This is a genomic window from Streptomyces sp. NPDC001153 (assembly GCF_053598315.1).
Genome location: NZ_JBSFJZ010000065.1, coordinates 1 through 26,389, shown reverse-complemented (window position 1 = coordinate 26,389; position 26,389 = coordinate 1). Strand labels below are relative to the sequence as shown.

The 26,389-nt window shown below is 67.7% G+C and carries 22 protein-coding genes and 5 pseudogenes; 16 read left to right on the top strand and 11 right to left on the bottom strand.

The features are described from left to right. Positions 1 to 22: 22 nt before the first annotated feature. The 3 genes and pseudogenes from ACWDEN_RS43380 to ACWDEN_RS43370 all read right to left on the bottom strand — a co-directional run. Positions 23 to 592 carry a TetR/AcrR family transcriptional regulator gene (locus ACWDEN_RS43380; protein WP_351601865.1) on the bottom strand — a complete coding sequence of 190 codons (570 nt, stop codon included), beginning with the start codon at positions 590 to 592 and terminating at the stop codon, positions 23 to 25. Between the two features lie 245 nt (positions 593 to 837). Further along, positions 838 to 2,136 (bottom strand): DUF3533 domain-containing protein, encoded by a 1,299-nt coding sequence (locus ACWDEN_RS43375; RefSeq protein WP_450863484.1) that lies wholly within the window; start codon positions 2,134 to 2,136, stop codon positions 838 to 840. 230 nt (positions 2,137 to 2,366) lie between these two features. Next, a pseudogene (locus ACWDEN_RS43370) lies at positions 2,367 to 2,636 on the bottom strand ((4Fe-4S)-binding protein); the annotation flags it as partial. A 220-nt stretch (positions 2,637 to 2,856) separates the two neighbouring features. On the opposite strand from ACWDEN_RS43370, the pseudogene ACWDEN_RS43365 reads away from it, so the two are divergent. The 3 genes and pseudogenes from ACWDEN_RS43365 to ACWDEN_RS43355 form a co-directional block, all read left to right on the top strand. Further along, positions 2,857 to 3,527 (top strand): annotated as a pseudogene (locus tag ACWDEN_RS43365) (enoyl-CoA hydratase-related protein). Between the two features lie 230 nt (positions 3,528 to 3,757). Next, the gene (locus ACWDEN_RS43360) at positions 3,758 to 5,863 is read left to right on the top strand and encodes a SpoIIE family protein phosphatase (protein WP_450863482.1); all 2,106 of its coding nucleotides are present in this window, start codon (positions 3,758 to 3,760) and stop codon (positions 5,861 to 5,863) included. A gap of 160 nt (positions 5,864 to 6,023) precedes the next feature. Further along, positions 6,024 to 6,743, top strand: a pseudogene (locus tag ACWDEN_RS43355) (TrmB family transcriptional regulator); the annotation flags it as partial. A gap of 139 nt (positions 6,744 to 6,882) precedes the next feature. Here ACWDEN_RS43355 and ACWDEN_RS43350 read toward each other — a convergent pair. The 4 genes and pseudogenes from ACWDEN_RS43350 to ACWDEN_RS43335 form a co-directional block, all read right to left on the bottom strand. Beyond that, positions 6,883 to 9,354: a SpoIIE family protein phosphatase gene (locus ACWDEN_RS43350; RefSeq protein WP_450863481.1), complete on the bottom strand. Its 2,472-nt coding sequence runs from the start codon at positions 9,352 to 9,354 to the stop codon at positions 6,883 to 6,885. A 44-nt stretch (positions 9,355 to 9,398) separates the two neighbouring features. Next, entirely contained in the window at positions 9,399 to 10,094 is a 696-nt protein-coding gene (locus ACWDEN_RS43345) for an SDR family oxidoreductase (RefSeq protein ID WP_351601875.1), read from the bottom strand. Between the two features lie 364 nt (positions 10,095 to 10,458). Continuing rightward, positions 10,459 to 11,079 (bottom strand): CocE/NonD family hydrolase, encoded by a 621-nt coding sequence (locus tag ACWDEN_RS43340; protein WP_450863479.1) that lies wholly within the window; start codon positions 11,077 to 11,079, stop codon positions 10,459 to 10,461. Next, positions 11,033 to 11,912, bottom strand: a pseudogene (locus ACWDEN_RS43335) (IS5 family transposase). The gene ACWDEN_RS43340 and the pseudogene ACWDEN_RS43335 overlap by 47 nt, the downstream one beginning before the upstream one ends. On the opposite strand from ACWDEN_RS43335, the gene ACWDEN_RS43330 reads away from it, so the two are divergent. The 12 genes from ACWDEN_RS43330 to ACWDEN_RS43275 all read left to right on the top strand — a co-directional run bounded on the left by ACWDEN_RS43330 (position 11,872) and on the right by ACWDEN_RS43275 (position 21,715). Then, positions 11,872 to 12,504, top strand: coding sequence for an alpha/beta fold hydrolase (locus ACWDEN_RS43330; RefSeq protein WP_351601877.1), 633 nt, complete (start codon positions 11,872 to 11,874; stop codon positions 12,502 to 12,504). The pseudogene ACWDEN_RS43335 and the gene ACWDEN_RS43330 sit on opposite strands and share 41 nt — an antisense overlap. Before the next feature lie 719 nt (positions 12,505 to 13,223). After that, positions 13,224 to 13,925 (top strand): SDR family oxidoreductase, encoded by a 702-nt coding sequence (locus ACWDEN_RS43325; RefSeq protein WP_351601880.1) that lies wholly within the window; start codon positions 13,224 to 13,226, stop codon positions 13,923 to 13,925. A gap of 30 nt (positions 13,926 to 13,955) precedes the next feature. Further along, positions 13,956 to 14,987: an alpha/beta fold hydrolase gene (locus ACWDEN_RS43320; protein WP_450863476.1), complete on the top strand. Its 1,032-nt coding sequence runs from the start codon at positions 13,956 to 13,958 to the stop codon at positions 14,985 to 14,987. A gap of 276 nt (positions 14,988 to 15,263) precedes the next feature. After that, a complete protein-coding gene (locus ACWDEN_RS43315) occupies positions 15,264 to 16,286 on the top strand; it encodes an NmrA family NAD(P)-binding protein (RefSeq protein ID WP_351601885.1) in 1,023 nt (340 codons plus the stop codon). Positions 16,287 to 16,378: 92 nt separating this feature from the next. Then, positions 16,379 to 16,969 carry a lipoyl(octanoyl) transferase LipB gene (gene lipB / locus ACWDEN_RS43310; RefSeq protein WP_450863474.1) on the top strand — a complete coding sequence of 197 codons (591 nt, stop codon included), beginning with the start codon at positions 16,379 to 16,381 and terminating at the stop codon, positions 16,967 to 16,969. A gap of 19 nt (positions 16,970 to 16,988) precedes the next feature. Further along, positions 16,989 to 18,338 (top strand): SCP2 sterol-binding domain-containing protein, encoded by a 1,350-nt coding sequence (locus ACWDEN_RS43305; RefSeq protein WP_450863473.1) that lies wholly within the window; start codon positions 16,989 to 16,991, stop codon positions 18,336 to 18,338. A gap of 56 nt (positions 18,339 to 18,394) precedes the next feature. Continuing rightward, positions 18,395 to 19,357 (top strand): PDR/VanB family oxidoreductase, encoded by a 963-nt coding sequence (locus tag ACWDEN_RS43300; RefSeq protein WP_450863471.1) that lies wholly within the window; start codon positions 18,395 to 18,397, stop codon positions 19,355 to 19,357. Positions 19,358 to 19,727: 370 nt separating this feature from the next. Continuing rightward, entirely contained in the window at positions 19,728 to 20,306 is a 579-nt protein-coding gene (locus tag ACWDEN_RS43295) for a hypothetical protein (protein ID WP_450863470.1), read from the top strand. Between the two features lie 29 nt (positions 20,307 to 20,335). Next, positions 20,336 to 20,518: a hypothetical protein gene (locus tag ACWDEN_RS43290; protein WP_351601900.1), complete on the top strand. Its 183-nt coding sequence runs from the start codon at positions 20,336 to 20,338 to the stop codon at positions 20,516 to 20,518. Between the two features lie 101 nt (positions 20,519 to 20,619). Further along, a complete protein-coding gene (locus tag ACWDEN_RS43285; RefSeq protein WP_351601903.1) occupies positions 20,620 to 20,946 on the top strand; it encodes an ArsR/SmtB family transcription factor in 327 nt (108 codons plus the stop codon). Next, positions 20,943 to 21,293: a VOC family protein gene (locus ACWDEN_RS43280; RefSeq protein ID WP_450863467.1), complete on the top strand. Its 351-nt coding sequence runs from the start codon at positions 20,943 to 20,945 to the stop codon at positions 21,291 to 21,293. Before ACWDEN_RS43285 ends, ACWDEN_RS43280 begins: the two co-directional genes overlap by 4 nt. After that, complete coding sequence (locus tag ACWDEN_RS43275; RefSeq protein WP_351601909.1) at positions 21,290 to 21,715, top strand: DUF3052 domain-containing protein; 426 nt, start codon at positions 21,290 to 21,292, stop codon at positions 21,713 to 21,715. Before ACWDEN_RS43280 ends, ACWDEN_RS43275 begins: the two co-directional genes overlap by 4 nt. Before the next feature lie 188 nt (positions 21,716 to 21,903). On the opposite strand, the gene ACWDEN_RS43270 is transcribed toward ACWDEN_RS43275, so the two are convergent. Then, positions 21,904 to 22,419 (bottom strand): EF-hand domain-containing protein, encoded by a 516-nt coding sequence (locus tag ACWDEN_RS43270; RefSeq protein WP_450863466.1) that lies wholly within the window; start codon positions 22,417 to 22,419, stop codon positions 21,904 to 21,906. Between the two features lie 216 nt (positions 22,420 to 22,635). On the opposite strand from ACWDEN_RS43270, the gene ACWDEN_RS43265 reads away from it, so the two are divergent. Next, positions 22,636 to 23,196 (top strand): hypothetical protein, encoded by a 561-nt coding sequence (locus tag ACWDEN_RS43265; RefSeq protein ID WP_351601915.1) that lies wholly within the window; start codon positions 22,636 to 22,638, stop codon positions 23,194 to 23,196. Positions 23,197 to 23,914: 718 nt separating this feature from the next. Here ACWDEN_RS43265 and ACWDEN_RS43260 read toward each other — a convergent pair. The 3 genes and pseudogenes from ACWDEN_RS43260 to ACWDEN_RS43250 all read right to left on the bottom strand — a co-directional run bounded on the left by ACWDEN_RS43260 (position 23,915) and on the right by ACWDEN_RS43250 (position 26,257). Continuing rightward, positions 23,915 to 24,307 carry a hypothetical protein gene (locus ACWDEN_RS43260; RefSeq protein WP_351601917.1) on the bottom strand — a complete coding sequence of 131 codons (393 nt, stop codon included), beginning with the start codon at positions 24,305 to 24,307 and terminating at the stop codon, positions 23,915 to 23,917. 448 nt (positions 24,308 to 24,755) lie between these two features. Continuing rightward, a pseudogene (locus ACWDEN_RS43255) lies at positions 24,756 to 25,357 on the bottom strand (transposase); the annotation flags it as partial. 82 nt (positions 25,358 to 25,439) lie between these two features. After that, a protein-coding gene (locus tag ACWDEN_RS43250; protein ID WP_450863463.1) for an IS5 family transposase occupies positions 25,440 to 26,257 on the bottom strand; the annotation gives its coding sequence in 2 pieces (ribosomal slippage) (positions 25,440 to 25,906 and positions 25,906 to 26,257; 819 coding nt in all). Positions 26,258 to 26,389: the final 132 nt, after the last annotated feature.

Genomic DNA, 26,389 nt, shown 5'->3' with positions numbered 1-26,389 from the left:
GCCTGCTCGAAAAGGTGGTGCGTCAGCGCACGCCTGCCGCATCGAGCAGGGTGGCCACCGTGGGGGCGATGAGTCCGGTGAGGTTGTCGGCTCCGATCCCCGCGCGGGCGCTGGCGCCGTCGAAGACCAGGCTGAGCTGCCGGGCCAGCAGGTCCGGATCGCTCGCACCGCCCTGGTCGGCCTCGGCCCGGAAAAAGGCCCTCAGGTTTCCCTTGACCCGGTGGGCCACCCGGCTCGCAGGGTGACTCCGGTCCTTGAGCTCGATCTGCACCGCCAGATACCGGCAGCCCCGGAACTCGGGCGCACCCGCCTGCAGTTCCACCTGCTCGAAGACGTGCAGGATCCGCTCGCGGGGTGAACGGCCATCGTCCGCCGCGGGCAGGAGTGTCGCCACGAAGGCGGAAGCCCGTTCCTCCAGGCTCGCTGCCAGCAGCTCGTCCTTGCTCTCGAACAGCTGGTACATGGAGCGTTTCGACACCCCCGCTGCCTTGCACAGCGCCTCGATGCCGACGCTGACGCCGTCTCGGTAGGTGAGTGTGGCCGCCGCTTCCAGGAGTCGCTCTCGGGGACTTGCCTTTACTTCTGTGCTCATAGTGTGAGGTTAACTCGAGTCGGGTGAAATATAAACCGATCGGTTTCCGGGTTGGGCGGGGACGGCTGGCGCTGCCTACGCGACGTAGTGGACACCCGAAGGCCGTACAGAGGCTCGGCGACGGCACCCGGGGGAAAGGTACCGTCGCCGAGCCCTGATGGTGTGCGCGCCTGCCGTCCCGCAGGGTGACGCACACCGGGGCCACTCCGCACCGTGGCCCAGTCCGGGGGTGGGTTGGAGTTCCGCTACGCCAGGGTGGCGGTCTTCTCGGGCTTCGTTGCCGCGGGGATGCGGTGCAGCCCCCTGCGGTCGTACCAGCCCGTCACGCTGAAGCCGAACAGCGCGGCTGCCATGAGGCCGGCGGCCATCATCACCCAGCCCCGGGTCAGACCGGCGTCGGCCTGGGCGTCGTAGTAGAGGATCGAGCGGACGCCGCCGGTGATCTGCCGCAGCGGTTCGAACTCTGCCAGGAAGCGGTAGAAGCCGGGCAGCGCCTCGATGGGGGTGGTGGCGCCGGCCGTTGGCACCGCCATCCCGATGAAGACCAGCGTCACCACCAGCATGCCGGGCGTGCCGAAGACGGCGAGGAGGGTGAGCGCGCCGATCCCGGAGACCGCGATGGCACACACGGAGTACAGCCACAGCAGCGGCAGGTGGGAGGCGGCCATCCCCATGATGCCGACCGCGCCCACGGTGACCAGGGTGCCCATCAGCAGGGAGAGGCCGACCATGAGGGTGCTGCTGATGGCGAGGGTCTGCACCCGGGTCGCCCGGATCAGCGGGCGGTGCCGGCGCAGCGGGCCCATGTCGTTGTGGGTGTAACCGAGGGCGTGGTCCACCTGCCCGCTGATGACGTTGGCGGAGAGAATGCCGACGACCACCAGGGTGAGCGCGTAGTAGAACGCCGTCATGCCCAGTCCGCTGTGCGAGTCGAGCGGATGGCCGTCCTCGACCGTGACGGCGGCCGGGTCGGCAAGCAGGATGCGTGCCGCAGCGGGCAGCTTCGCATGCTGGGCGCCGGTCTGCGCGATCAGCTCCTTGCCCACCTGGTGCGAGGCGTTCTCGGCCGCCTGGGTCGTCGCCGTCCGGGCCAGGCCGGAGCCCAGGCTACCGGCGGACTGGTTGGTGAGCACCATCAGTATCGGGCGGGCCGGGGTTCCGGTGGGCGCGGTGCGGGTCAGTGCGGTGGTGGAGGAGGTGAAGTCGGCGGGCACGACGAGCGCGCCGTAAAGCTTGCCTTTGCCGAGTTCCTCCTTCATTTCCTTCTCGTCCATCGACTTCCAGTCGATCTTGTCCCCGCCCGCGGTCGACTTCTTGATGGAGTTGGTGATCTGCGCCCCGAGGTTGACCTGCTTGCCGCCGACCGCGGCTCCCTTGTCGGCGTTGACCAGGCCGGCAGGCAGCTTGGTCAGGTGATCGACCGGATCGATGTTCGCGCCGACGTAGAACACGGTGAACAGCAGCGCGAGTGCACCTGTGACGACGCCGTTGGCGACCCACAGAGGTTTGGCCCGCAGCACGCGGAAGGGATGAATGCCACTCATGACTTACTCCGGTCTCGACAGCACAGCCATATCGAGAGGAGACCGGACAGTGCCATCGCAGGCCGGCGCCCCTCGGAAACCTCGGCGCGCAGGGCCGACTCAGGCGGTGTGCGCCTGACCGTCTGCCGTGGGCGATGGCTCCTAGATCACGTTCAGGGCATCATCGACACGGGAAACCGGTCGGTTTCACTTTCATCGTAAACCGATCGGTTTCCTTATTCAAACTCGATGTCCCGGAGCGGTCGCAGCACGGTGTCCATGAAGGTCTTGCGGTCGTCCAGGTACGGGCCCAGGACGTCCTCGCCGGCAGGGCAGACGGCCACGCAGTAGCCGGACTTGTAGTCGGGAGGAGAGGCCAGGCTCTGCCACATGGAGGCGCTCTCTGAATCGGTGACCCGGGAGCGGTAGTCGGCGGCGTCCCGGCCGTCGGCCACGGTCTGTGCCCAGTCGGTGCGCCCGCTCATGAACTCACGGTGGCTGTGCGCGACGCAGGCCAGCGCAAACGTCAAGGCGGACAAGTTCCACGATGTGTTCGCCGCCGATCAGGATCAAGGCTGCCGCGTACCGCGCCCGCAAGAAGACCTCGCCCGCGACGGTGTGACCGCTGCGGTCATACCGATGGGAGCCAGTCGATCATTCCGTTCCCCGCCACGACCGCACAGGCTTGATACATCGACGTCCGACCCGGACGGGACATCGGCACAGCCCCCAGGAGCGCACATTCCCGCCCTCGACCGCCACGGCAACGTCTTCGTGCTCGATCTCGGAGACGGTGAGAACCGCTTCCATCCCGACTGGCTCGCGTCTGTCAACGCCGCGCTGGAAGAGGTGGAGAAGGCGGAGGGGCCGCGGGCGCTGGTGACCGCCGCGACGGGCAAGTTCTTCTCCAACGGCCTGGACCTGGAGTGGCTGTCCGCCCACGCCGACCAGCAGCAGAGCTACCGCGGCTCCGTCCACGAGCTCTTCGCCCGCGTGCTGTCCCAGCCGGTGATCACTGTGGCCGCCCTGCAGGGGCACACCTTCGCCGCCGGCGCGATGCTCTCCCTCGCATACGACTTCCGTGTCATGCGCGCCGACCGCGGCTTCTGGTGTCTGCCCGAGGCCGACATCAACATCCCCTTCACGCCCGGCATGGCCGCCCTGATCCGGTCCCGGCTGGCGCCGGGGACCGCGCACGAGGCCATGGTCACCGGCCGCCGCTACGGCGGGTCGGCTGCCACGGCCGCCGGCATCGTCGACCGGGCGGTGGACGAGGACGCCGTACGTTCCACCGCCGTGGAGATCGCCGAGTCCCAGCTGAGCAAGGCCGGCGAGACCCTCGGCACCATCAAGCACGCATGTACGCCTCGGTCCTCGACACACTGCGCAGCACGGCCGACCCGCTCGGCTGACACCGCGCGACCGGACACCGCTCGACTCGACCGGACACCGCTCGACCCTCTGTCCAACGCCGGCAGGCCCGGCAGTGTGGCCCGTAGTACCGTGAACGAAGGTGTTGCGAAGCACTGGGGCGAGTGACATGCGGTCTCCGGCATCCCCTTCTCAGCCGTCGTCCGGCGCCGGCACCACAACCGACGCGGCGGGCCGCGACGACCTGTTCGTGTCGGTGGCTCGCCGTTGCATGCGCGACCTGCACGCGTCGGCCGCCTCCGTCTATCTCGCGGCGCCCGGGGATCAGGTGTTGGCGGCCGCGGTGGTCGTCGCCTCGCCCTTGGGCCTGATCGCACCCGAGCGTCTGCCCCTCGACGACCTGACCCTCCCCTCCGTCCGGGCCCATCGAACGGGGCGGATCTGCACGGACCGCGCCTACGACATAGCGGCACAGCATCTCGATTTCGGGGTCTACGCGGCTGCTCCGCACCTCGTGGCCGCCGCACCGCTGGCGGCAGGAGCGCGGCGGTTCGGTGTGCTGGTGGTGTTCTTGCCGCGCGACGTTCAGGAGCCGTCGACGGAGGAGACGGACTACCTGCGCCGAGCAGCCCGACATCTTTCGTTCGAGTTGGACCGCCTTGCCCACCGCGGTGTCTCTCTGTCTCCTCCGAAGCTTCCGCTGGTCGTCTCTCCTGAGAGCGGTGCCGCTGCGGAGACCGGCCAGGCCGCCCCGATGGAAGGAGAGTGGAGCGCACCCTTCATCTTTCACCTGCACAAGCTGGCCGTTTCCCTGATGTCGGTCGTGCATACGAGGGACGCGGTGGCGCGGACGATCGAGCGCCTGATGTCCGGATTCGGCGCCCGAGCGGTGGCCATCAGCCTGATCGAGGGCGATCGGCTCCATGTGGTGGGCGCGTCGGGCTGCTCGAAGGAGTACCTGAAAGCCGTCAACGGAATCTCTGTCAGCACGAAGTCCCCGGAAACCGAGGCCATCGCGCACAAGCAGCAGATCATCCAAGAGGCCGGAGAGCGGGGCCGGCCGTCCGGGCAGGGCCGCCTGACAGGGGACGGCCGTGACGAATACGTGTGGGTCGTGCTCCCGCTGCTGGCGGGCGACCACGCACTGGGCACGTGCTCGATCGGGCTCGCACCGGAGCAGCGCCCGGTGGCCACGCACCTGTCGCCCCTGCCCACTCTGTCAACGCTGCTCGGCCAGACACTCGAACGCACCCAGCTGTACGACGCCGGCCACGCGTTGGCGCAGAAGTTGCAGCAGGCCCTGCTGCCTCGGATGCTTCCCCAGCTCGCGGGTGTGGTGACCACGAGCCGGTACGAGCCGCCCAGTGGCGCGATCGAGCTGGGCGGCGACTGGTACGACCTGATCACGCTCCCCTCCGGCGGTGTGGCCGCGGTGGTCGGCGACGTCGAGGGCCACAACACCGCGGCAGCCGTGGTGATGGGGCAGCTCAGCAGTGCGGTACGCAGCTATGCGCTGGAGGGCCACGAACCGAGCACGGTGCTGTATCGCGCGAATCGCCTGATGGTCGACTTGGAGACGGATCACTTCGCGACCTGCTGCTGCGTCTGGCTCGACCCCGACACCGGCACGGCCCAGATCGTCAGCGCCGGTCATCCGCGCCCGGTCATCCGAACCGCTGACGGCGCGTATCCGGCGGCCGTCGCCGACATCGGCGTCCCGCTAGGAGTCGAGGCGAGTCCGTCGTATCAGGCCGGCATCCTCACTCTGGAACCGGGGACGCTGCTGGTTCTGTACACGGACGGGCTGTCGGGCAGGGGTGGCGAGCTGACCCGGGAGACGCTGGAAGCGGCTGTCGCGGCCTCCGGGGACGAGCTGGAACTGCTCGGTGACCGGCTGATGGGCTCCGGTGTCGGGGGGACCCCGCGGGCGGACGACGCCGCGCTTCTGCTGCTGCGGTACGAAGGCCCCTCGGTGGAGGTGAAGGAGTACATCAGACGGCTGCACCTGCACCGCCACGACTACCAGGGCGTCCGGCGCGCCCGGCATTTCCTCACCGCGTCCCTGGACAACTGGCATCTGGCCGAACTGTCCGATTCCGCCGAGGTGCTGGCGTCGGAGGTCGTCACCAACGCGCTCGTCCACGGGGACAGCGACGTCGACCTGTGTCTGCGCAGGTACCCGGACCATCTCCGGGTGGAGGTACGGGACAGTGACTCCCACCCCGCCATGCTTGTGGATCTCGGTCCCGACGAGGACAAGGCGGAGGGAGGACGGGGGCTGGTGATCGTATCCGCCCTGGCTTCCTCCTGGGGGAACTCGCCGAGCGGCCGGGGGAAGACGGTGTGGTTCGAGATGGACACCGTGGAGGCGGCGTAGCCCCCGCTGCCTCATGGCCGCCGGCGCGGGCCCGCCGGGGCGGGGCGGCGCGCCGTCGCGGCATGTCCCGTCCGGGCCAGTCGCATCGACGGCCCCTTGTGCCACACCTCCCATGTAGTCCGGCATTCAACAGTTGAAGCCCAGGAACCGGGAGGCGTCGGTGGTGCTGGAGGTCGCCGGTGTCTCGCACGAGGAGGAGTCCGTCTACCGGCTGCTCGTCACGTCCGGCCGGGCCACCACGGAGGACCTGGCCCGGTGCGCGGGTCTGACCGACGCGGACGCGGCGCGCATTCTCGACTCACTGGCCCTCAAAGGCCTCGCAAGTCATACGGACGGCACGCCCCGGTTGTTCCGGGCCGCTCCCCCGGACGTGGCGCTGCTTCCCCGGCTCAAGCGCAGCGCCGACACGCTGGAGCTGGCCAGGCTCGAGGCCACTCGTCTGATCCAGGCCTACCAGGACACGATGCGCAGGCACGACGCCGGCCAGTTGCTCGAGGTCATCACCGGGGCGGAGGCCCTGCGCCAGCACCTGAGGCAGATCCAGACCTGCGCGCAGGACGAGATGCTCTGGTTCTGCAAGGCCCAGTACGTGGCCATGCCGTCGGGCAGCAACGCCGAGGAGTTCGAGGCACTGGCCCGGGGCGTGCGCTACCGGGTGCTGTACGAGAAGGCGTTCTTCGACGACGAAGGGGCCGTGGACAACGTGGTGGCGGGCGTGCGCGCCGGGGAGGTCGCCCGGGCCGTGCCGCACCTGCCGCTGCGCCTCGCGACCGCCGATCGGTCCGTCGCCGTCTTCCCCCTCGTGGCGGGCGGGCCGCACCGCAGCCCGGAGGAGCCCACCACCGCACTGGTCAGGGACAGCAATCTGCTCGCGGCCCTTACTCCACGGTCGTGGAGCGGGTCGGCCATGCGGCCACTGCCCTGGTCGAGCGTGCGATAGGAGACCGCGGCGTCCCCGGGACGGAGCGTGGCGCGACCCCGATGAGTTAGGGCGCTGCTCACCCTGTGGGATGCGGGGTTCATGCCAGATTCTCTCCATCGTGCCCGGGCAGATCTTGCTCGGCCCAGACGACCTTGCCGCCCGTTGTCCAGCGACAGCCCCACCTGCGCGACAGCTGGGAGACGAGGAGGATGCCGCGGCCGTACTCGTCGGTGCTGCGGGTGTGACAGAGGCGTGGGAAGGACCTGCTGGCGTCTGACACTTCGCAGGTCAGCTGACGGTGCTTGATCAGACGTAGGGAAACGGGCCCGGCGCCGTGCCGGATCGCGTTGGTGACCAGCTCGCTGGTGATCACCTCCGTGTCCGAGATCAGCCTGTGCAACTCCCACCGGGCCAGTTGCTGGGCTACTAGGTTGCGGGCACCGTGTACGACGGCCGGGTCCCGAGGCAGGTCCCAAGACACGGTCTGGCACGGACTGAGAGCGCGGGTCCGGGCCAGGAGGAGGGTGACGTCGTCGGACGGTGACTGGGTCGGCAGTGCCTCGATCACCGAGGAGCAGAGATCGTCCAGGGGCCGTTGGGGGTGGGCGGCCAGGGTGGCGCCCAGTTTCCGCATGCCGACGTCGATGTCGCGGTCGCGAGTCTCGACCAAGCCGTCCGTGTAGAGGGCGAGCAGGCTCCCCTCGGGCACTTCCATCTCCACGGCCTCGAAGGGGACCGAGCCGACGCCGAGTGGGGCTCCGGTGGGGAGGTCGGGGAACGTGACCTTTCCCTGCGGGCCGACGACAGCGGGCGGCGGATGCCCGGCCCGCGCCGTCGTGCACCGCCGGGTGACCGGATCGTAGACGGTGTAGAGACAGGTGGCGCCGATGACCACGGGGCGGCCGTCCCCGTCGTCGTCTTCATCTGTCTGGCGCCGGACCGTGTCATCGAGGTGGGACAGCAGTTCGTCGGGGGGCAAGTCCATGTCCGCCAGCGTGCGTACGGCCGTTCGGAGACTTCCCATGGTCGCTGCGGCGTTGATGCCGTGCCCGACCACATCTCCGACGACAAGCGCCACCCGGGCACCGGACAGTGGGATCACATCGAACCAGTCGCCGCCGACACCGTTGCCTACATCGGCCGGCAGGTAGCGCGAGGCCACCTCGATCGCCGCGCTGTCCCTCAAGCTCTGCGGAAGCAAGTTGCGTTGAAGCGCGAGGGCCGCTGTGCGCTCGCGGGTGTATCGGCGACCGTTGTCCAGGGACAGTGCGGCCCGGGTGACCAGTTCCTCGGCGAGGAGCAGGTCGTCCTCCTGGAACGGCATCGGTTCCTGAGTGCGGACGAACAAGGCCACACCCAGCGTGGTGTGCCTCGCGCGGATGGGGACAAGCATCATGGAGTGCATCCCGTTTTCACGGATGGTCCGCGCCCGCGCGGGGTCGTTGTCGACCCACGTGCCAGGAGAGGTGTCCAGGGTGGGTTCCAGGTGAGAGGCGCCCGAAGCCAGCACACTGATCCAGGGTGAGGTCGGCGGGACGAAAATGGATTCGCCACGCGTCCAGGGCGACTCGGGAGTCCCCGGATGGATCGAGGCCAGGCCGGTTCGGCGCAACGCCTGACCGCGCTGCCCCGTCGGGCCGATGCGGGCGGCAGGTTCTCCGCCGAGCGGGACGAACTCCGCCAGGTCGACGACGGCGTAGTCGGCCAGGAGGGGCACGACGAGGTCGGCCATTTCCTGGCTGGTCTGCATCACGTCCAGGGTGCCGCCTATCCGGGTGCTGGCCTCGCTGAGGATGGCAAGCCGCTCGCGGGTCCGTTGGTTGCCGGTGACATCCACGCTGATGGAGCACACACCCAGTGGTCGGCCGTCGGCGTCGCTCAGTCGGAAATGGTAGGCCGCGAAGGCGTGTTCCCGGCGCCGATCCGTCGGCGGCCGTGCCCGGTATTCATGGACCGCGGTCTTGCCGCTCCTGAGCACCTGGCGCATCACCGCTTCCAGCGCCTCGGATTCGGCGCCGGGCAGCGAGTCCGCGAGGCGCCGTCCGAGCCGCTGGCCACGAGGGATGCTGTCCTGGCGTTCGATGACGTCGTTGACCCAGACGCAGCGCAGTTCCAAGTCACGAACCACGATGCCGATCGGTGTGCGGGTGAGAAGCGACTCCCGCACCGATCCGGAGGTCTCCACCGCGGAGAGCGCGGCGATATCGGTGCCCGAGACGAGCCAGTGGACTGCCCCGTCGAGCCCCCACAACAGCGAGAGACGCAGGCTTACATGGAGTGTGTGGCCGTCGCGGTGATGGGTCGTCACTGTGCCGGACCAGCCGCCGCGGGCATGGTGCTGCTCGCTGGCCGCCCATACGTGCAGTACGTTCTGGAGAAACGGCAGCACGAACCAGGCTGGCCGGCCCACCATCTCTCCGGCTGCGTAACCGAACAGCCTCTGCGCGGTGTTCGTCCAACCGACCACCGTCCCCTCGTCGTCGATCAGCGCAATCGCAGAGTCGGGCACTTCTCTGGGGCCCAGCGCCTCTTTGAGGCCGTATCGCAGAATATCAACCAATGCGCTCACCTCTTTGTGTTCTCGAGGAAAGGGTTGAAGGCGAGACGAGACCCTCAGGTCGCGCGTCCCATCATTGATCTGAGGCTAGGTGTGGACTGCACGACAGCCACTGAGATGTCGCCGGCGAGCACCTCGTACGCTCCGGCCTCGATGCCGTCCAGGGCGAGTGCGGCGACCTTTCGGGGGTCCGCCTTGGGTGCGTCGACGCCGGCCGCGAGGTCCGTGTCCACGTATCCCTCGTGCAGGCCGGTGACAGCGATGCCGCGCGGCTGCAGCTCCAGACGCAGGGAGTTCGTCTGAGACCACAGCGCGGCCTTGGAAGCACTGTAGGAGCCGCCGAGGGCCAGCCAGGAGAGCACGGAGTGCACGTTGAGGATGTGCCCCCCGCCATTGCGCTCGATGACCGGCATGAACGCCCGGGCGAGAAGCAGCGGGCCGTAGAAGTTCGTCTCGAACTCCCGGCGTACGTCGTCGACCGGGGAGTCGAGGAAGGACGCACCGACCGAGGCACCGGCGTTGTTGATCAGCACGGTGACGTCTTCGGCCTGCGTGGCGGCGGCCGCCACGGAGACCGGGTCGGTGACCTCCAGCGCCACTGGAACGGCGTCGGGAAGCGTCACGCTGCGCGGGTCGCGGGCCGTGGCGTAGACCTTTCCGGCCCCGCGCCCGTAGAGCTCCTCGACCAGCATCTTGCCGATGCCCCGGCCGCCCCCGGTGACAAGGACAGTGGCGCCTTCGATTGCTGTCACCACTACCTCCAGGAGTTAGGAAACCGATCGGTTTCATCCACCGTAAACCGATCGGTTTTCCTGCGCAAGTCAGGTCATAGTTGTTTGAAACGCCTCAGCAGTCATGTGGAGGGCTCGGGCGTCGCCGGGATGCCCGACGGCGGCCTTACGGGCCCAGCCGTGATCGGCGTTCAGGGCGGCCCGCCTTCGGGCGGCGCAGGGGAGAAGCCGTGTGTCCCAGGCTGTCGTCCAGTCCGCAGGGGGCCAACGGGCAGGACATGCGCACAGGCCGCACCCTCCGTCCACGAAAGAGGCCGCGGCCTGGGGAAGGCCCGTCTGGGCAAGATGACGTCGACCATGTCGCCCATGGGGCCTTCGGCATTTGTTACCGGACGGGAACCACCGGCAGGACAATGCGGGACGGCCGGTCGGGGTCGCGGAAGATCTGCTGCCGGGCCACTCGGGCCGTGGTCGCACTCTGCTCGGGCTCGCCCGTGTTGAGGTTGCGGTCCCAGCGGGGGAAGTTGCTCGAGGTGACCGCGACCCGGATGCGGTGCCCTGCCCGGAAGACGATGCTGGTCGACCACAGGTCCACGACGCGCTCGGCCGGCTCACCCGGTATCGCCCGCACCCGCACGATGCCGTCGGCCACATTGCGGGAGACGCCGTGCTCGTCCACGTCGCACAGGCGCGCCACCCAGTCGGTCGAGGGCCCGTCCGTGGCGGCGAAGAGAACCGCCCGAATGCGACCGGTCACCTCGACGTCCTCGGCGAGCGGTTCGGTGGTGAAGACCAGGACGTCCTCGCGCGCCTCCACGGCCGCCTGGTCGAGCGGCCCGGGGCGGAACTCGTCGGTCATGAGGAGCCCACCGCCCATGAGGAGCGCGCCGCCGCTGGTGGGTACCGGATCCATGGGGTCGTAGGTGAACTCCTCGGCCTGTTCGGCGGTGGACGGCGGCTCAAGGGTCAGGCGTCCGTCCGCGCGCAGGTGAAAAACCGTGTCCACGGCCCGCGACAGGGGCCATTCCGTCTCCTCGCGCCACTGGTTGATGCCTATGGTGGATGTCGGCGCGGATCTCCCAGCGGATGCATAGGCGGCGGAACCAGTGGAGCAGGGCGAAGGCGGCTTCCACGACCCAGCGGTTCTTGCCCAGTCCGCTGCCGTGCTCGGTGCCGCGTCGGGCGATGAGCGGGCGGATACCCAGGTCGCGGACCTAGCGGCGGTAGATGTCATGGTCGTAGCCGCGGTCGGCCAGAAGCACGTCGGGGCGCCGGCGCGGGCGTCCGCGCTTGCCCTTGATAGGCGGCACAGCCTGGATCAGAGGTAGGAGCTGGGTGACGTCGTTGCGGTTGCCGCCGGTCACGGTGGCGGCCAGCGGGATGCCGTGGGCGTCGACGATGACGTGGTGCTTGCTGCCTGTCTTACCCCAGTCCACCGGAGAGCGCCCGGTGGCATCCCCGCCCCTTCAACGCCCGCAGGTGGGAGCCATCGAGCAAGGCACGGGACAGGTCGAGCACGTCGCCGGCGCGCAGTTCGGCGAGCAGGAGCTCGTGCAGTTGCTGCCACACTCCGGCCTCGTTCCAGTCCCGCAGCCGCCACCAGCAGGTCATCCCGGAACCGAAGCCGAGCTCCTGCGGCAGGAACTCCCACCGGATCCCGGTGTACAGCACGAACAAGATCCCGCACAGCACTTTGCGCTGGTCAAGCCGCCTACGACCGGGATACCGGTAGCGCCGCTCCACAACCGGCAGCAGCGGCTCGATCCGCTCCCACAACGCGTCCTCGATCTCCCACGGCTTGCGCGTACCCGCCCCAGTAGCCGTCGCACACCCCCGCATCAACCAAGTCAACGCAAGAGGAACCCCAGCTGACGCTCAGTCATTCCATACTTTCTTTCTGCTACCAGTCCTTACCGAACTCGACCTCCAGGACGTGACGTTGGTCGGTGAGTCCATGGGGGCGGTGCTCGCCCTGACCACCGCAGCCGATCTGCCGGAGCGGGTACGGCGCGTCGTCGCGGTGAACGCCTACGACTTCCGGGGTGGAATCGCCCGGTCCGGTGATCGCCGGGGTAGAGCCGAAGACCGCCCCCAGCAAGATCCGTCAGGGCGGCCTCGGCGACAAGAGCGCGCTGCGGGCGGACTACGTAGACGAGCTCCTCCAAGTGGGCCGCCGCCCCGGATACCCAGCCGTCGCCCGGCGGTGTACCAGAACCTGCCCAGCCTCATCGCGGCCCGCTCGCGCTATCCCGAGGTCAAGGCCCCCGTCCGCCTCGTCTATGGCGAGAAGGACTGGTCCCGGCCCTCGGACCGGGAAGCCAACAAGGAGCTGCTGTCGGCCGCCGACTTCACGCAGGTGCCGAGGGCCGGCTACTTCATCGCCCTGGAACGGCCCGACGTACTGGCCGACCTGTTGAACGCGGTGGCGTGACTGCCCCGAGACAAGTCTGGCCGACCTAAGGAGAGGTACATGACGATGCCGGTGGTTCCGGCCCGGTAACAAGCGCCGAAGGGCCCATGGGCGACATGGCCGACGTCATCTCACCCAGACGGGCCTGCGCCAGGCCGCGGCCTTTTTCGTGGACGGAGCCGCACGGGGACCTCGACGCGACCGAGTGGCTACCACCGTCGAGCCGCAGCATGTGGGCTGACCGTCTCCCAGCAGCTCCCAGGGTGCGGGATCAGACAGACGGAGGGTGGGGCCTGTCCGTACCTGTCTTGCCGTTGGCCCCCGTACGGACTGGACGACGGCCTGGGACACGCAGCTACTTCACCGATCAGTCACCTGAGGCGGTGGGCCAACCGGTGAACCGATCCCTGCAGTCGTGACCTCGTGCCGTGAGTCCCCGTCGCTGCCGGGGCCGTCACGGCGGCCCGAGTGGCTGCCGCCCCTGATTTCCCTGTGCCGCCGGAAGGTGGTCGCCCCTGATCGCCGACTCGGGTGGGCCCGTAAAGCCGCCGGCGGGGCATCCCGGCGACGCCGAGCCGTACGACAGGGCACCCCTCAGTCTCTCCGCCGGACTCCGGGTGTGGTCATCGCTCCCTCATGGCTGCTGACGCGTTTCATACGACTATGACCTGACTTGCACGAAGAAACCGATCGGTTTACGGTAAGAGAAACCGATCGGTTTCCAGCTTGTGGAGGTAGTCGTGACAGCAATCGAAGGCGCCACTGTCCTTGTCACCGGGGGCGGCCGGGGCATCGGCAAGATGCTGGTCGAGGAGCTCTACGGGCGCGGGGCCGGAAAGGTCTACGCCACGGCCCGTGACCCGCGCACGGTGACGCACCCCGGTGCCGTTCCGCTGGCTCTTGAGGTCACCGACCCCGCATCCGTGACGGCCGCCGCCGAGCAGGCCGAGGACGTCACCATCCTGATCAACAACGCCGGCGCCTCGGTCCGCGCCTCGTACCTCGACTCCCCGATGGAGGAGGTGCGCCGTGACTTGGAGACGAACTTCTACGGGCCGCTGCTGGTCACCCGGGCCTTCGTGCCGATCATCGAGCGCAATGGCGGGGGGCACATCCTCAACGTCCATTCCGCCCTGTCCTGGCTGGCCGACGGCACGCCCTACGGCGCCTCCAAGGCCGCCCTGTGGTCGCAGACGAACTCCCTGCGTCTTAAGTTGCAGCCGCGCGGCATCGCGGTGACCGGACTTCACGTGGCCTACGTGGACACCGACATGACCTCGGGTGTCGACGCTCCCAAGGCCGACCCCCGCGACGTCGCCGTAGCCGCCCTCGACGGCATCGAGGCGGGGGCGCACGAGGTGCTGGCCGACGACACCACCCGCTGGGTCAAGTCGCAGCTGTCCGCCGGTCTGGAGGCCCTCTACCCGCAGTTGAACAAGTAGCACGCCCTCACCGAATCCGAGGAAATTCTCATGGAAAGTTCGCTCACCCACCGCTTCGTCGACGTGAACGGGATCAGGCTGCACATCGCCGAGCAGGGGCAGGGGCCGCTGGTCCTGCTGCTGCACGGCTGGCCGGAGAGCTGGTACTCCTGGCGTCACCAGTTCGGGGCGCTGGCAGCGGCCGGGTACCGGGTCGTCGCCCCGGACCAGCGCGGCTATGCCCGCAGTGAGCAGCCGCCGGACGTCACCTCGTACACCCTGCTTCACCTCGTCGGCGACGTGATCGCCCTGATCGAGGAACTCGGCGAGGAACAGGCGGTCGTCGTGGGACACGACTGGGGCGCACCGGTTGCCTGGACCGCGGCGATGCTGCGCCCCGACAAGGTCCGTGCGGTGGCCGGGCTCAGTGTCCCGCCGATCCTGCCCGGCGGAATGGTCCCGCCCTCCATCACCCGCACCCAGTACGGCGAGGGCTTCTACCAGGTCTACTTCCAGCAGCCGGGAGTCGCCGACGCCGAGTTCGCCAAGGACATCCCGGAATCCTTCCGCCGCCTCCTGGTCGGTGCCTCGGGCGACAACCCGCTCGGCAGGGAGCCCCGCCCGCTGGTCATACCCGACGGTCTGGGCCTGCTGGACACCATGCCGGCTTCACCCGACCTGCCGGCCTGGCTGACCGAGGAGGACATCCAGGCGTACGCCGAGGACTTTGCCCTCCACGGCGAGCGGGCGTTCACCGGAGCCTTCAACTGGTACCGGAACATCGAGCGCAACAACGAACTGCTCGCCGCATTCCGGGGGCGGGGGATCGACGTTCCCGCGCTGTACGTGGTGGGAGACCGCGACATGGTCACCTCGTTTCGCAGCCCGGACGGGGGCCCCTCGATGGGCGAGATTCTCCGAGGCGAGGGCGGGCCGGACAACCCGCTGAGCGCTGTCCCGCACCTGCACGACGTGGTGGTGCTTGAGGGCTGTGGGCACTGGACGCAGCAGGAGCGTCCCGCGGAGACCAACGCAGCACTCCTGGACTTCCTCGCCCACATCGACGGCCCCGTACCCCGATGACACTGCGCAGAATCCGCCTGGCCGGCACAGTCCGGTGGGCAGAGGGCCCAAGGCACGCGTGGAGGCGGCCATCGAGCCAGGCGGCTTCACCGTCATCGACCGCTTCCGACGGGCCCGGTCACCTCCACGAGTCCGACCGAGACCCCGGCCCGCCACCTCGCCGAGCGACGGCATAGACGCCCCAGGCGACCGAAGCGACCCAAAACGATCGCCGGCCACATCTCGTGGCCTTCCCATCCAGCTGACTCACACCCCAATCAGACAGAGGAATCACCAATGTCAGAGCGCCATCCCATCCTGATCACCGGAGCCGCCGGTCATATCGGCGGAGTGAGCCGAACGATCGTCGACATGCTGCTCGACCAAGGACATCCGGTGCGGGCGTTCGTACGGCAGGACGACGAACGCGCGCAGTCGCTCCGCCAGGCCGGGGCCGAGGTCTTCGTCGGAGACCTGCTCACCATCGCCGACGTGACAGCCGCGCTGAAGGGCGTCCGGCGCATCTACTTCAGCATGAGCCTGTCGCCGTACTACACCGACGCCGTCAGCCTGATGGCCGCGGCGGCGCGGGCCCAGGGCGACATCGAGGTCTTCGTCAACATGTCCGAGTACGAGCAGTCGTTCATGACGTTCGAGAAGATGACCGCGCCGGTCGAGGAACGGCGTGCATGGCTCGGCGGACTCGTCGCCAACTGGTCGCCGCAGCAGCGCGCCCACTGGGTCGCCGAGCGGGTGCTGGAGTGGTCCGGCCTCCCGACCGTCAACATACGGGCGGCCATATTCGTCGAGAACCCCTTGATGACCTGGCTGGCCCTGGCCCCGCTGAGCAACGGTGAACTGCGCCTGCCCTTCGGCCACCACCGCTTCCCGCCCGTCGCGGGCTACGACGTGGCAGAGGCGTGCGCGAAGATCCTGGCCGACCCGGCGCCGCACATCTCGAAGATCTACGAGCTCACCGGTCCGGAACTGAAGGACATGCACGGGTTCGCGGAGGACTTCGGGGCCGTGCTGGGACGCCAAGTCACCTCCGTGCCCGAAGAGGTCGAAACCTGGAACGAGACCTACGTGGACCCCGCCCTGGCCGAGTTTCCGCACACCGCGGAGCACATAAAGACCCTCGCCCGGCTGATCGGCGGCGGCGGATACCGCGGCGTCACCGACCAATTGGAAACCCTGCTCGGGCGCCCGCCGAAGACCGTGCGCTGGGCGCTGCAGAACCATCCGCGCATCCAGAAGCTGGCGACTGGCCGAGTCGCCGAGCGGTCGAACCGCGGTCATGAGGGAGGGGACGAGGGGTGATGGCGCCGAGATCCGTGGGTGAACAACCGTCACACCGGCAGTTGGAACGCGTCGACCTGGGAGAAATACCCTACGCGGCGGCGCAGACGGACATGGCCCGCTGGGTTGAGGAACGCAAACAGGAACTCGCCGCCAACCGGCTCTTCCTGCTCACGCACCCTGCGGTGATCACCTACACCGCCCGGACGCCGAACGACCAACTGCCCGACGCGGCTTCACCCATCGACCTGGTGCAGACAGACCGCGGCGGACATGCCACCTACCACGGCCCCGGCCAGCTCATCGGCTACCTCGTGCTCAACGTGCGCGAGCTCGGCCCCCGTGGCCTGATCCGCCGTGTCGAGCAGGCACTGATCGACGCACTGGACAGCCTCGGTTTCCCAGCGGTCCGCCGCGAGACGCCGCCGGGGTCCGAGAGCCTGGCGGGCGTATGGACCCCCGATCACCGCAAACTCGCCTCGATCGGCATGCGCATCAGCGGGAGCGTCTCCAGCCACGGCTTCGCCCTCAATATCGACCCCGACCTGAGCGTCTACACCACCTTCACCGCCTGTGCCCTACCCGGCGTCCGGATGACCTCCCTGGCCGAACTCGCCGCCGAACGCGGCCTGCCGACCCCCACCCATACCGAGGTGCGCGACACCGTCGCACGAGCGGTCACCGCACACCTGACACCAGGTTAGAAACAGGAAAGGATGCACGATGGCCAGCAAGAACAAGCTCGACGACCATCCCACCGTCGTCAAAGTCCGCCAGCAGCACGACCGCGGCGTCACCCGGCCCGCCGAGCCACTGGACGCGTCCTGGCTGCGGCAGCTCTGTCTCGACGCGGGTGCGGACGACGTCGGTTTCGTCGAGATCGACCGACCGGAAGTCGCCGACCAGCGAGCAGACCTGGAAGCCGCGCTGCCGGGTGTCCGAGTGCTGGTCAGCTTCGTGACCCGAATGAACCGGGAGAACATCCGCACTCCCTCGCGCTCGGTCGCCAACCTGGAATTCCATCACACCGGCGACCACTCCAACGAGGTCGGCCGGCAAGTGGTGGGCAAGCTGGAGGCGATGGGCGTGCGCGCCCTCAACCCCGCGATGGGTTTTCCGATGGAGATGGACAAGTTCCCCAGGAAAACATGGGTCGTCTCGCACAAGCCGGTTGCCGTGGCTGCCGGGCTCGGCAAGATGGGAATCCACCGCAACGTCATCCACCCCAAATTCGGCAACTTCATCCTGCTGGGCACCATCCTCATCGACGCCGAGGTCAGCGAATACACCCAGCCCATCGAGTACAACCCCTGCCTGGAATGCAAGCTGTGCGTGACGGCCTGCCCGACCGGGGCGATCGCCTCCGACGGTCACTTCAACTTCTCCGCCTGCTACACACACAACTACCGCGAGTTCATGGGTGGCTTCGGCGACTGGGCCGAACAGGTCGCCGAAAGCCGTAACGCCCACGACTACCGTTCGCGAGTGAGCGACAGCGAGAGCGCGTCCATGTGGCAAAGCCTCTCCTTCGGCGCCAATTACAAAGCCGCCTACTGCATGTCAGTCTGCCCGGCCGGCGAGGACGTCATCGGCCCCTGGCTGGACGATCGCAAGGCACATCTGACCCAGGTCGTACGCCCACTGCTGGACAAAGAAGAGACCGTCTACGTCGTCCCGGGTTCCGACGCCGAGCAGCACGTGGCCGACCGGTTCCCCAACAAGCGCACGAAGCATGTCGCGATGAGCCTGCGCGCGAACAGCATCGACGGTCTGGTGGAAGGCCTGCCGCTGATCTTTCAGCGCGAACAGGCCAAGGACATGTCCGCCACCTATCACTTCACCTTCACCGGCGACGAGTCCAGGCAGATCACCGTGACCATCCGCGACCGCGCACTCGATGTCACCGACGGACACCACGGTGAGCCGGATCTCAGGATCACCGCCGACACGCGCACCTGGCTGCGATTCCTCAGCAAGCCATCACTGCTGGCGTGGGCACTGGTGCGCCGGCAGATCAAGCTGCGGGGCTCACCCCGACTCCTGCGCGACTTCGGCCGCTGCTTCCCGTCCTGATCGCTCAGAAAAGGACGCATCACCGAATCATCACCGCAAGAAATGGAAGGCCGATCATGAGCACACTTAGCACCGAAGCCGAACTCGACCTCGTGTTGGAACGTAAGGAAACGATAGCCGAAGGTGTCGTGCTGCTGACCTTGCGCGACCCGCAGGGACGTCCACTGCCGGAATGGCAGCCGGGAGCCCACATCGATCTGGTACTGCGAGCCGACCTGGTCCGGCAGTATTCACTGTGCGGGGACCCGGGGGACCGGACCTGTCTTCAGGTCGCGGTGCTGCGTGAACCGGAAAGTCGCGGCGGGTCGAGCTACGTGCACGACGTGCTCACCGAAGGTGAGTCGGTACGAATCCGCGGGCCACGCAACCACTTTCCGCTCGTGAAAGCCAAAAACTACCTGTTCATCGCAGGCGGAATCGGGATCACCCCCATCCTGCCCATGGTCGCAGCCGTCAACGCCACCCGCGCCGACTGGCGCCTCGTCTACGGGGGCCGCACCCGAGCGTCGATGGCATTCGGTGAGACTTTGCAGCGGGCCTACGGAGACCGGATCAGCCTGCGGCCCCAGGACGAATACGGGCTGCTGGACCTTCCCTCGCTGCTCGGCAAGCCGCAACGGAAGACAGCCGTCTACAGCTGCGGCCCGGACCCGCTGCTCGCGGCGGTCGAGGCCGGCTGCGAGAAGTGGCCGAGCGGATCTCTGCACCTGGAGCGCTTCGCCCCGAAACGGGATGTCACGGCCGGGCCGCAGGGCAGCTTCGAGGTCGAGCTGGCCCAGTCCGGCAAGAAACTGCTCGTCTCTGAGGACATGTCCATTCTTGAGGCCGTCGAAGCTGCCGGTGTGCCGGTGATGACCTCCTGCGAGGAGGGAATCTGCGGAACCTGCGAGACGAAGGTGCTGTCCGGACAGATCGACCACCGCGACTCGGTCCTGGACGACCAGGAGCGCGCCGCAGGCGACACCATGATGATCTGCGTCTCCCGAGCCAAAGGCGACCGCCTGGTCCTCGACCTCTGATCCACTGGAGAACCATTCCGGATGCTGCGTCAGCTGCTTCTCCGATCGTTGAAGGCCGCTACGCCAGGGCGTCAGCCCCCTTGGGCAGTCGCCACCGGAGGGCAGGCACGGGGCGCGAGCCCGCTCCCTGTGGACTGATCCGCCGCATCGAACAGTGGCGAGCCTCCGGAAGCGGAGATTTTCCTAACCAGGACACGGCGCTGTCTTCCTGAATGCACTGGGCTGAGCATCCACTGAAGGCAGCGCCTGTACCCCTCGGTGGGACGAGGCAGGTGGACTACCGTGCCAGTTCCTCCACCGAGCCTGAACACACTGACTTGACAGGGAAGGTCATTCCCTGCACCACCATGGAATCGGAAACCGCGCACGCATGCTCACCGAGCGGCAGCCCGGCGACCTGCTGCGTGTCATCGGCCACCTCACGCTCCCGGACACCGCCGACGAGTTCATGCGGCTGCACGCCGAAACGGTCGAAGTGCTCTGGGAAGCGCCGTTGCTGGACGCGGAGCGGGATGACGCAGGAACTGCGACCGCAGATGCGGACGCGGACCGCAACAGTGCCATCACGGCTCTCGCTGAAGCGCTCACCGGCTTCGGACAGGCCGCCCCAGGCTCCGGGCAGAGCATCCGCATCCACATCAGCCCGACCGGGGCCCTCGGTCCGTGCCTGGAGCATTGCCGCAGCTTCGACGTCACCCCGGCCATGGCCCACCGGCTCGCCGACTACGTCGACGCCATGAGCTGCTACCTGGACAGCGAACGCCCCGACGGCGTCGTCCTGGACCCGGAGACCATCGCGGACCTCACCGAGCTCTTCGAGGACATCGACCTGATCAGCCTCACCAACACGGTCCTCAACGCGACCCGGCCCGAGAAGCGGCCCGCCGTCACACAGGCGATGGACGACATGTTCGGCGACGTCCCCGCCCCCGAAGACACCGACCCGTGACCACCAGCTGCTCCCGGAGGGAGGCCGCCTTGAAGGCAACCCAGACCCGGCGCACCGTCCTGGAGCGGTTCCCGGCCGGAGGACCCCGCGGCTCCTGGTCGGCGGAAGAGTACGCCGCCGCTCAGCGCGTCCAAGTCAGGCCGGGCGCCCAGGTCGTGATGGACCTCGGAAGCGACCAGTTCCTCGTGGTCACCGAAACCACCACCCAGTAGCAGCGTCCTGGAGCGCCGCGCCGGGCCCTTCCTGGCCGGGTGCGGCGCTCCGCGCGGATTGAGGGTTGTATTTCGGATTATTACGAAGTAGCGTCATCCTTGTGGTTGAGCCAGATGATCTCGATGAGCTCTTGCGCGCGGTCGCAAGCAGGCACCGGCGGCGGATCCTCTTCGAGGTGTGGGAGCACGAGCGGGAAGCGGGTGAGGTGACCGAACAACTCGGCCTGGCCCCGGCCACCGTGTCGGAGCACCTGAAATCGCTGCGCAAGACCGGCTTGGTCACGATGAGGATCGACCGCACGTACCGGCTATACCGGGCCTGTCCCGAACGGCTGCACCAGCTCGCCGAGATGCTCATGGAAGCCTTCCCGGCCGCCATCCAGACCCAGGACAGCAACGCGCCCCACCAGGAAGAGAACCTGACATGAGTGAGCAGAGTCCGCGCCCAGCGAGCGCGGTGGTGCACTTCGACATCAGCGGACCCAACGACGAAGAGCTGAACCGTTTCTACGGCGATCTGCTGGACTGGCGGATCGATCGCAAGGGCCCGGGCTATGCGCTGGTCCACACGCCCGGCGGGTTTGGCGGGGCAATCGTGGAAGCCGAACACGCGAGTGTCGTCCTTGGCGTGGCGGTCCCCGACCTCGAGCAGGCCGTCGCTCACGCCAGGAAGCTGGGAGCTGTCGTCGTGATGCCGCCGACCGATAACGGTTGGGTGACCAAGGCGCAGGTCAAAGACCCTGCCGGCAACGTTCTCACCCTTATCCAGACATGAGCGCTGCCATGGCGAGTGGTGGCTACTCCAGCACGCCTCTTGCCCAGAAGATCGGTATCAAGCCGGGCTACAAGGTTCGCCTGTTCCATGGGCCGATCCCCTGGGAGATTCCCGGTCTCCCCGAACGCTGCACGGTTACCGACGGCGGCCCCGCCGGTGCCGATGCCACTATCGCCTTCTACCGGTCCTTCAGCGAGCTGTCCGCCGAGGCTTCCGGACTGGTCGAGGCCCTGGCCGATCAGGCGATGCTGTGGATCGCCTGGCCCCGCCGCGCAGCCGGTCACCACAGCGACATCACCGAAAGCGCCCTGCGCGACCTTTTCCTTCCCTTCGGTATCGTCGATGTGAAGGTTGCCGCGCTCGGTGAGGACTGGTCAGGACTCAAGTTCGTCTGGCGCAAGGAAAACCGACGGCGGTCCTGACTCCGCGTGACGTGAATCCAGACAGTGCCCAGTTGATGCAAACGGTTCCTGAGCCAATGCTGTGGGCAGGCTGTCGGGCAAGTCTCACCCTGGGCAGCCCGCACACGGTTAGCGAACGATGCCCGGACCCCAGCCGCCGACATGAACACCGCCAACCGCTTCTCAGCGCGTAACGCACCAGGCAGTGCCTAGTACAGGGCCTCGCCCATCGGGGAGGCGTCGCCGATGACGTAGGCACGGATCGCCGCCAGGTACTCGTCACGGCCGACTCGTCCGTCGCCATCGGCGTCCAGCGCCTCGAACGCGGCACCAGTGTTTCCGGGCGCATTGTTCAGCGCGGTGCGCAGAGCCGTGAATTGGGCCTTGTCCAGGGCACCGTCCCCGTCGGCGTCGGCGAGGTCGAACAGTGAGCCGAGGGCGAACCGGCAGATGTTGTCGAATTTGTCGGCGCCGACCCATGCGTCGTACTCGTTGAAGGTCAGCTGCCCGTCGCCGTTCGCATCCATTGCCCCCCACGCCTTGTGGGCTTCCTCGCGGGCCGCGACGACGAGCGGGTCGTCCTCCGTACGTCCCGTGGCATGGACGGCACGGCCGACCCGGGAGAGGTAGTCGTGCGCCGAGATGATCCCGTCCCCGTCCGGGTCCATCATGGCGAAGATACGCCTGCGGGCGAGGGTAGCGACGGTGAGGGTGGTACGGCCCACGGGAGATCTCCTCCTGCTCGTTTCCTGCTCGACGAGGACTCGTCCGGCACTTGCTACCCGCTGTGTGCCAGGTCCGATGCGGCCGGAGCCGACCGGATGGAATCCAGCGGGAGGCCAGGCGCGCGCGACCGCGCGCCGAGCGGTTCGTGCGCGGGCTGTGCACTTCCAGGCGCTGGGGCAGGGGGTGTTCCCCTGGGTAGACCAGGGTCATTAGCGGTGCAGGACGTGCTGGAGGGGAATATGTTCGGTAAGCGTGGCATGCCGGTGACACTGTGTTCATTGGTGCTGGCGGCGTCGTCATTGGCGTGGGCGCCGGCTGGTCAGGCCACAACGCGCGAAGGGGGCAGCGTCGGCTGCACGGGCCACAGTGTCAGCCGTTACGACCCACCGCTCGCCCTCCTGCCCCGGCCGACCCATGTGTACGCGGACATCACGTACACCTGCACGGTCAGCCCCGGCCGTATCGCTGCCGCCACCGGGTCCTTCTCCTCAGACGCACCGGCGGCTTCCTGCGTCGCCGTGTCCGGCGGAAGTGGGCAGGAAACGGTCCGATACGCCGACGGCAGCAGGTCGCTGATCGTGTACGACAGTGCCAGCACAGTCCGCGTCGCGGGCGTCCTGGTCGTCATCCAGCGGGGCCACGTCATCCAAGGACGAGGCCAAGGCCATCCCGTTCAGCGGACCGTCGCCGGGCTGCCCGAGGAACTACCCACCGATTGCCTCACGTCCGGCCTCCGAGGCGGCAGCAACGTAGTTCAGCTTGAGATCCAGCCATAACGCTCCAGTCATGGGCCGTCGCACGAGCCCTGATTGTCAGGCGAAGGGTCAACAGGCGGTAGCCGATCGGCGTGCGCCTCGCACCCTGATGCCGCTTCGGTCAGGCTCACAGATGTCTACCGCTGGGCGAATGCGCGAACTCCCTGCCGACGGCAGTTTCTAGGGATCCTCTGGCTTCGTCGATGTGACGCGAGAACGGTTGATGCCGAGTTAAGGCAACAGATGTTGATCAAGCGGATCCAGAATGTTGTCGAGTTCCGAGAACGGCTGCCGAGAAACGGCGTTGTTATGAGGCACCCTGCACCGTCTGCGGCTGTACGTAGCTGCCACCCGGAAGATCAACGCACCTTTCAACTCTATCGCCCGACCGGCCGCGATGCGGTGCATTCAGGCGATGCCCGGAAGTCGGCAATGCGCTCGGGCAGCCTTCGGCTTCGACGGACGGCCTCACTGCGTACACGGCTTTGACGTGCCCGGCTGACCAGGGCGCGCGGAGTTCGGCTTCCCGATGTACAGCCTGGTAGGCCGTGGGGGCGTCGACCCTCTCCTGCTGGCTGATCAAGAGCAGGTCGGCCAGGTGTCGGTAGCGGCTGGAGCCCCCGTCTCCGTGTCGTTCGTACAGGGCGCAGTTGTACCAGCCCAGGCCCCAGTGCCCGGAATGGCTGCAGGCCTGCGACGGAGGGGTGAAACTGAGGTTGTAGTTCCACACGGCGGTGAATCAGTTCTCCACCCTGGACGAGTCGTCGTTGTTGACCGTGATCTTCTGGCCGTCCTGGTGGACCTCGTTCCACTTGTCGGCAAGGATCTTCAGGGAGGCCGCGACGTTCGTCGCGTAGTCGATCGCGACGAGCTTCTGCAGGCGCGGATCCAGGCTGGTCTCGCCCGGCTTTTCGTGACCGGCCAGCCGCATGCCGTCGGTCACCTGGCCGACGCCGTAGCCGCAGTCGGACTCGTCCCAGTTGATCTGCCAGTAGGCGGCCGGGTCGCTGGGGTTGGCTTTGTGGCCGTAGTAGCCGTCGACGGCGGCCAGCGGGTTGCCCATCTGCCCGGGGATCGATCCGCCCTCGGCCTGCCACAGGTTGGACTCCTGGGCCATGATGCCGAGGACCACGTTGGCCGGGATCCTGCCCCGCCGGCGAGTTGGAGCAGGGGGAACAGTGCCCCATTTGGCGGTATTGCGGTTACGGACAATGCGATGGGACGTTGAACGTGTATGAGCGGAAGTCATAAGCGGAAGCGGTCAGGGTCGCGAGCATTCGAGCAGGTGCAAGCGCAGTTGGCTCGTGCGGCTGCTGCGATGGCTGTGAGGAAGAAGTCGCCGCGGCGGGGAGCGGAAGAAACGGTTTGCCCGGGTGAGGAGCCGGACAACGGCCGTGACAAGGCCGCACCGCCCGGCTTGAGCTGAGGTCATTCCCCCTGCCGCCTCGTCGCCTCACCAGCGGCGGACGGCGGCGGCTGCCTCGGTGAGGATCAGTCCGTTGTCGAACCCGGCGAACGTGGCCAGGACTTCCTCGAGGTCTGCCTCGGCCTTCTCGCGCTTCCGGTCCCGCCCCCAGTCCGTCGTTCCAGGCGATCCTCGGCTTGCCCGGGTCGTTGTAGTCGTACGCGGTGCACTGCACCGCGGCCACCTCGCCGACCCCGGGGACCTCGCGGATCACCGCGCGGACGGCGGCGATCAGCTGCGTGACGGTGTCCTGGGTGGCGACCGCGTCGTCCAGCACGGTGGAGTCCAGTGCCCGCCGGTGCTTGCCCTTCAGCACGCCGGTGGCCTTCACCACCTCCCGCACCGCCTCGAACACCCGGTTGGGCCGGGCCGAACGGGATAGCCGGCGCCGGAAGTAGGCCGGCAACGACGGATCGGACGCCATGTCATGCAAACCGATCCCGCAGGCGGCCTTCCATCGCAGGTCACACTGCAGTTCCTGGACCGTCTCGAAGTCCGACAGCCCGTGCAGGGCCTGCAGCGTGATCGCCGCGGCCAGGAGCTGCGGCGGCATGCTCGGCGCCCGTTCGCCGACGGGTACATGTCCGCGAACATCTCCGCCGGGAACAGAGCACCACGGTGCTCGGCCAGAAACGCGAACACACTCCCCGCCGGAATCAACTCCCGGCAGGTCTCCCACACATCCGGCCCGACCGTCTCCCCGGCCCATTCCCCCATCACCACGAAACGAGTCTGGCCCCGCCGCTCACGCGGCGGGGCCAGAACCCCAAGATCTTCATGAGCCTTCTAAGACGGTGTCCTATGTGGTGAGGCGGAGGAGTCGCTTGTAGCAGCACAGTGCTGCGGCTAGGGCGAGAAAGGCGAGGTAGTTGCGGGGGTGGCGTTCGTAGCGGGGGCTGAGTCGGCGGTGGCCGGACAGCCACGAGATCGTCCGCTCGATCACCCACCTTCGGCGGCCCAGCCGTTCGCTGGACTCGATGCCTTTACGGGCGATGCGCACGCCGATGCGCTTGCCGCGTAACCATTTCCGCAGGTGGGGGATGTCATACGCCTTGTCAGCGTGCAAGCGTTGGGGCTTGAAGTGGCGGCCGCGGCGGGGGTCGTGTCTCGTTTGGTGACCCTCGACCATGGGCTTCAGCGCCTCGCTGTCGTGGGTGTTGGCGGCCGAGACGCCGACGACCAGGGGCAGTCCGTTCGCGTCCGACAGGACGTGCATCTTGGAACCCGGCTTGCCCCGGTCCACGGGGCTCGGACCTGTGAGTTCGCACCCTTTTTAGCCCGCACGTGAGCGGAGTCGAGGACCACCCGCGAGACGTCGATGAGGCCGGCGTTATCGAGTCGGTGCAGCACCGCCTCATGCAGCCGGCCCCACACCCCGGCCCGCGACCAGATCAGGAACCGGCGGTGCGCGGTCGACTTCGATATCCCGAAACACGGCGGCAGAGCCCGCCAGGCACAACCACTGACCAGCACATAGATGATCGCCGTAAATAGCGTCTCATCAGGCGTGTCCTGCGTTCCGCCGCCCTGCGGCCGCACCTTCGACGGCGGGATCAGCGGCTTCGCGATCTCCCACAACCCGTCCGGAACAATCCAACTCCACGTACCCCGCCCCATAGACAGCCCAACGAGCGATCACCACATAGGACACCGTCTAAGAGGTCCTAACAAAGGCGTCGGACGTGTCTGTAGGTGATGAGACATGTAGCGAGCCCGAGGAAGGCTTCATGGATGTCGTCCCGTCGCTCC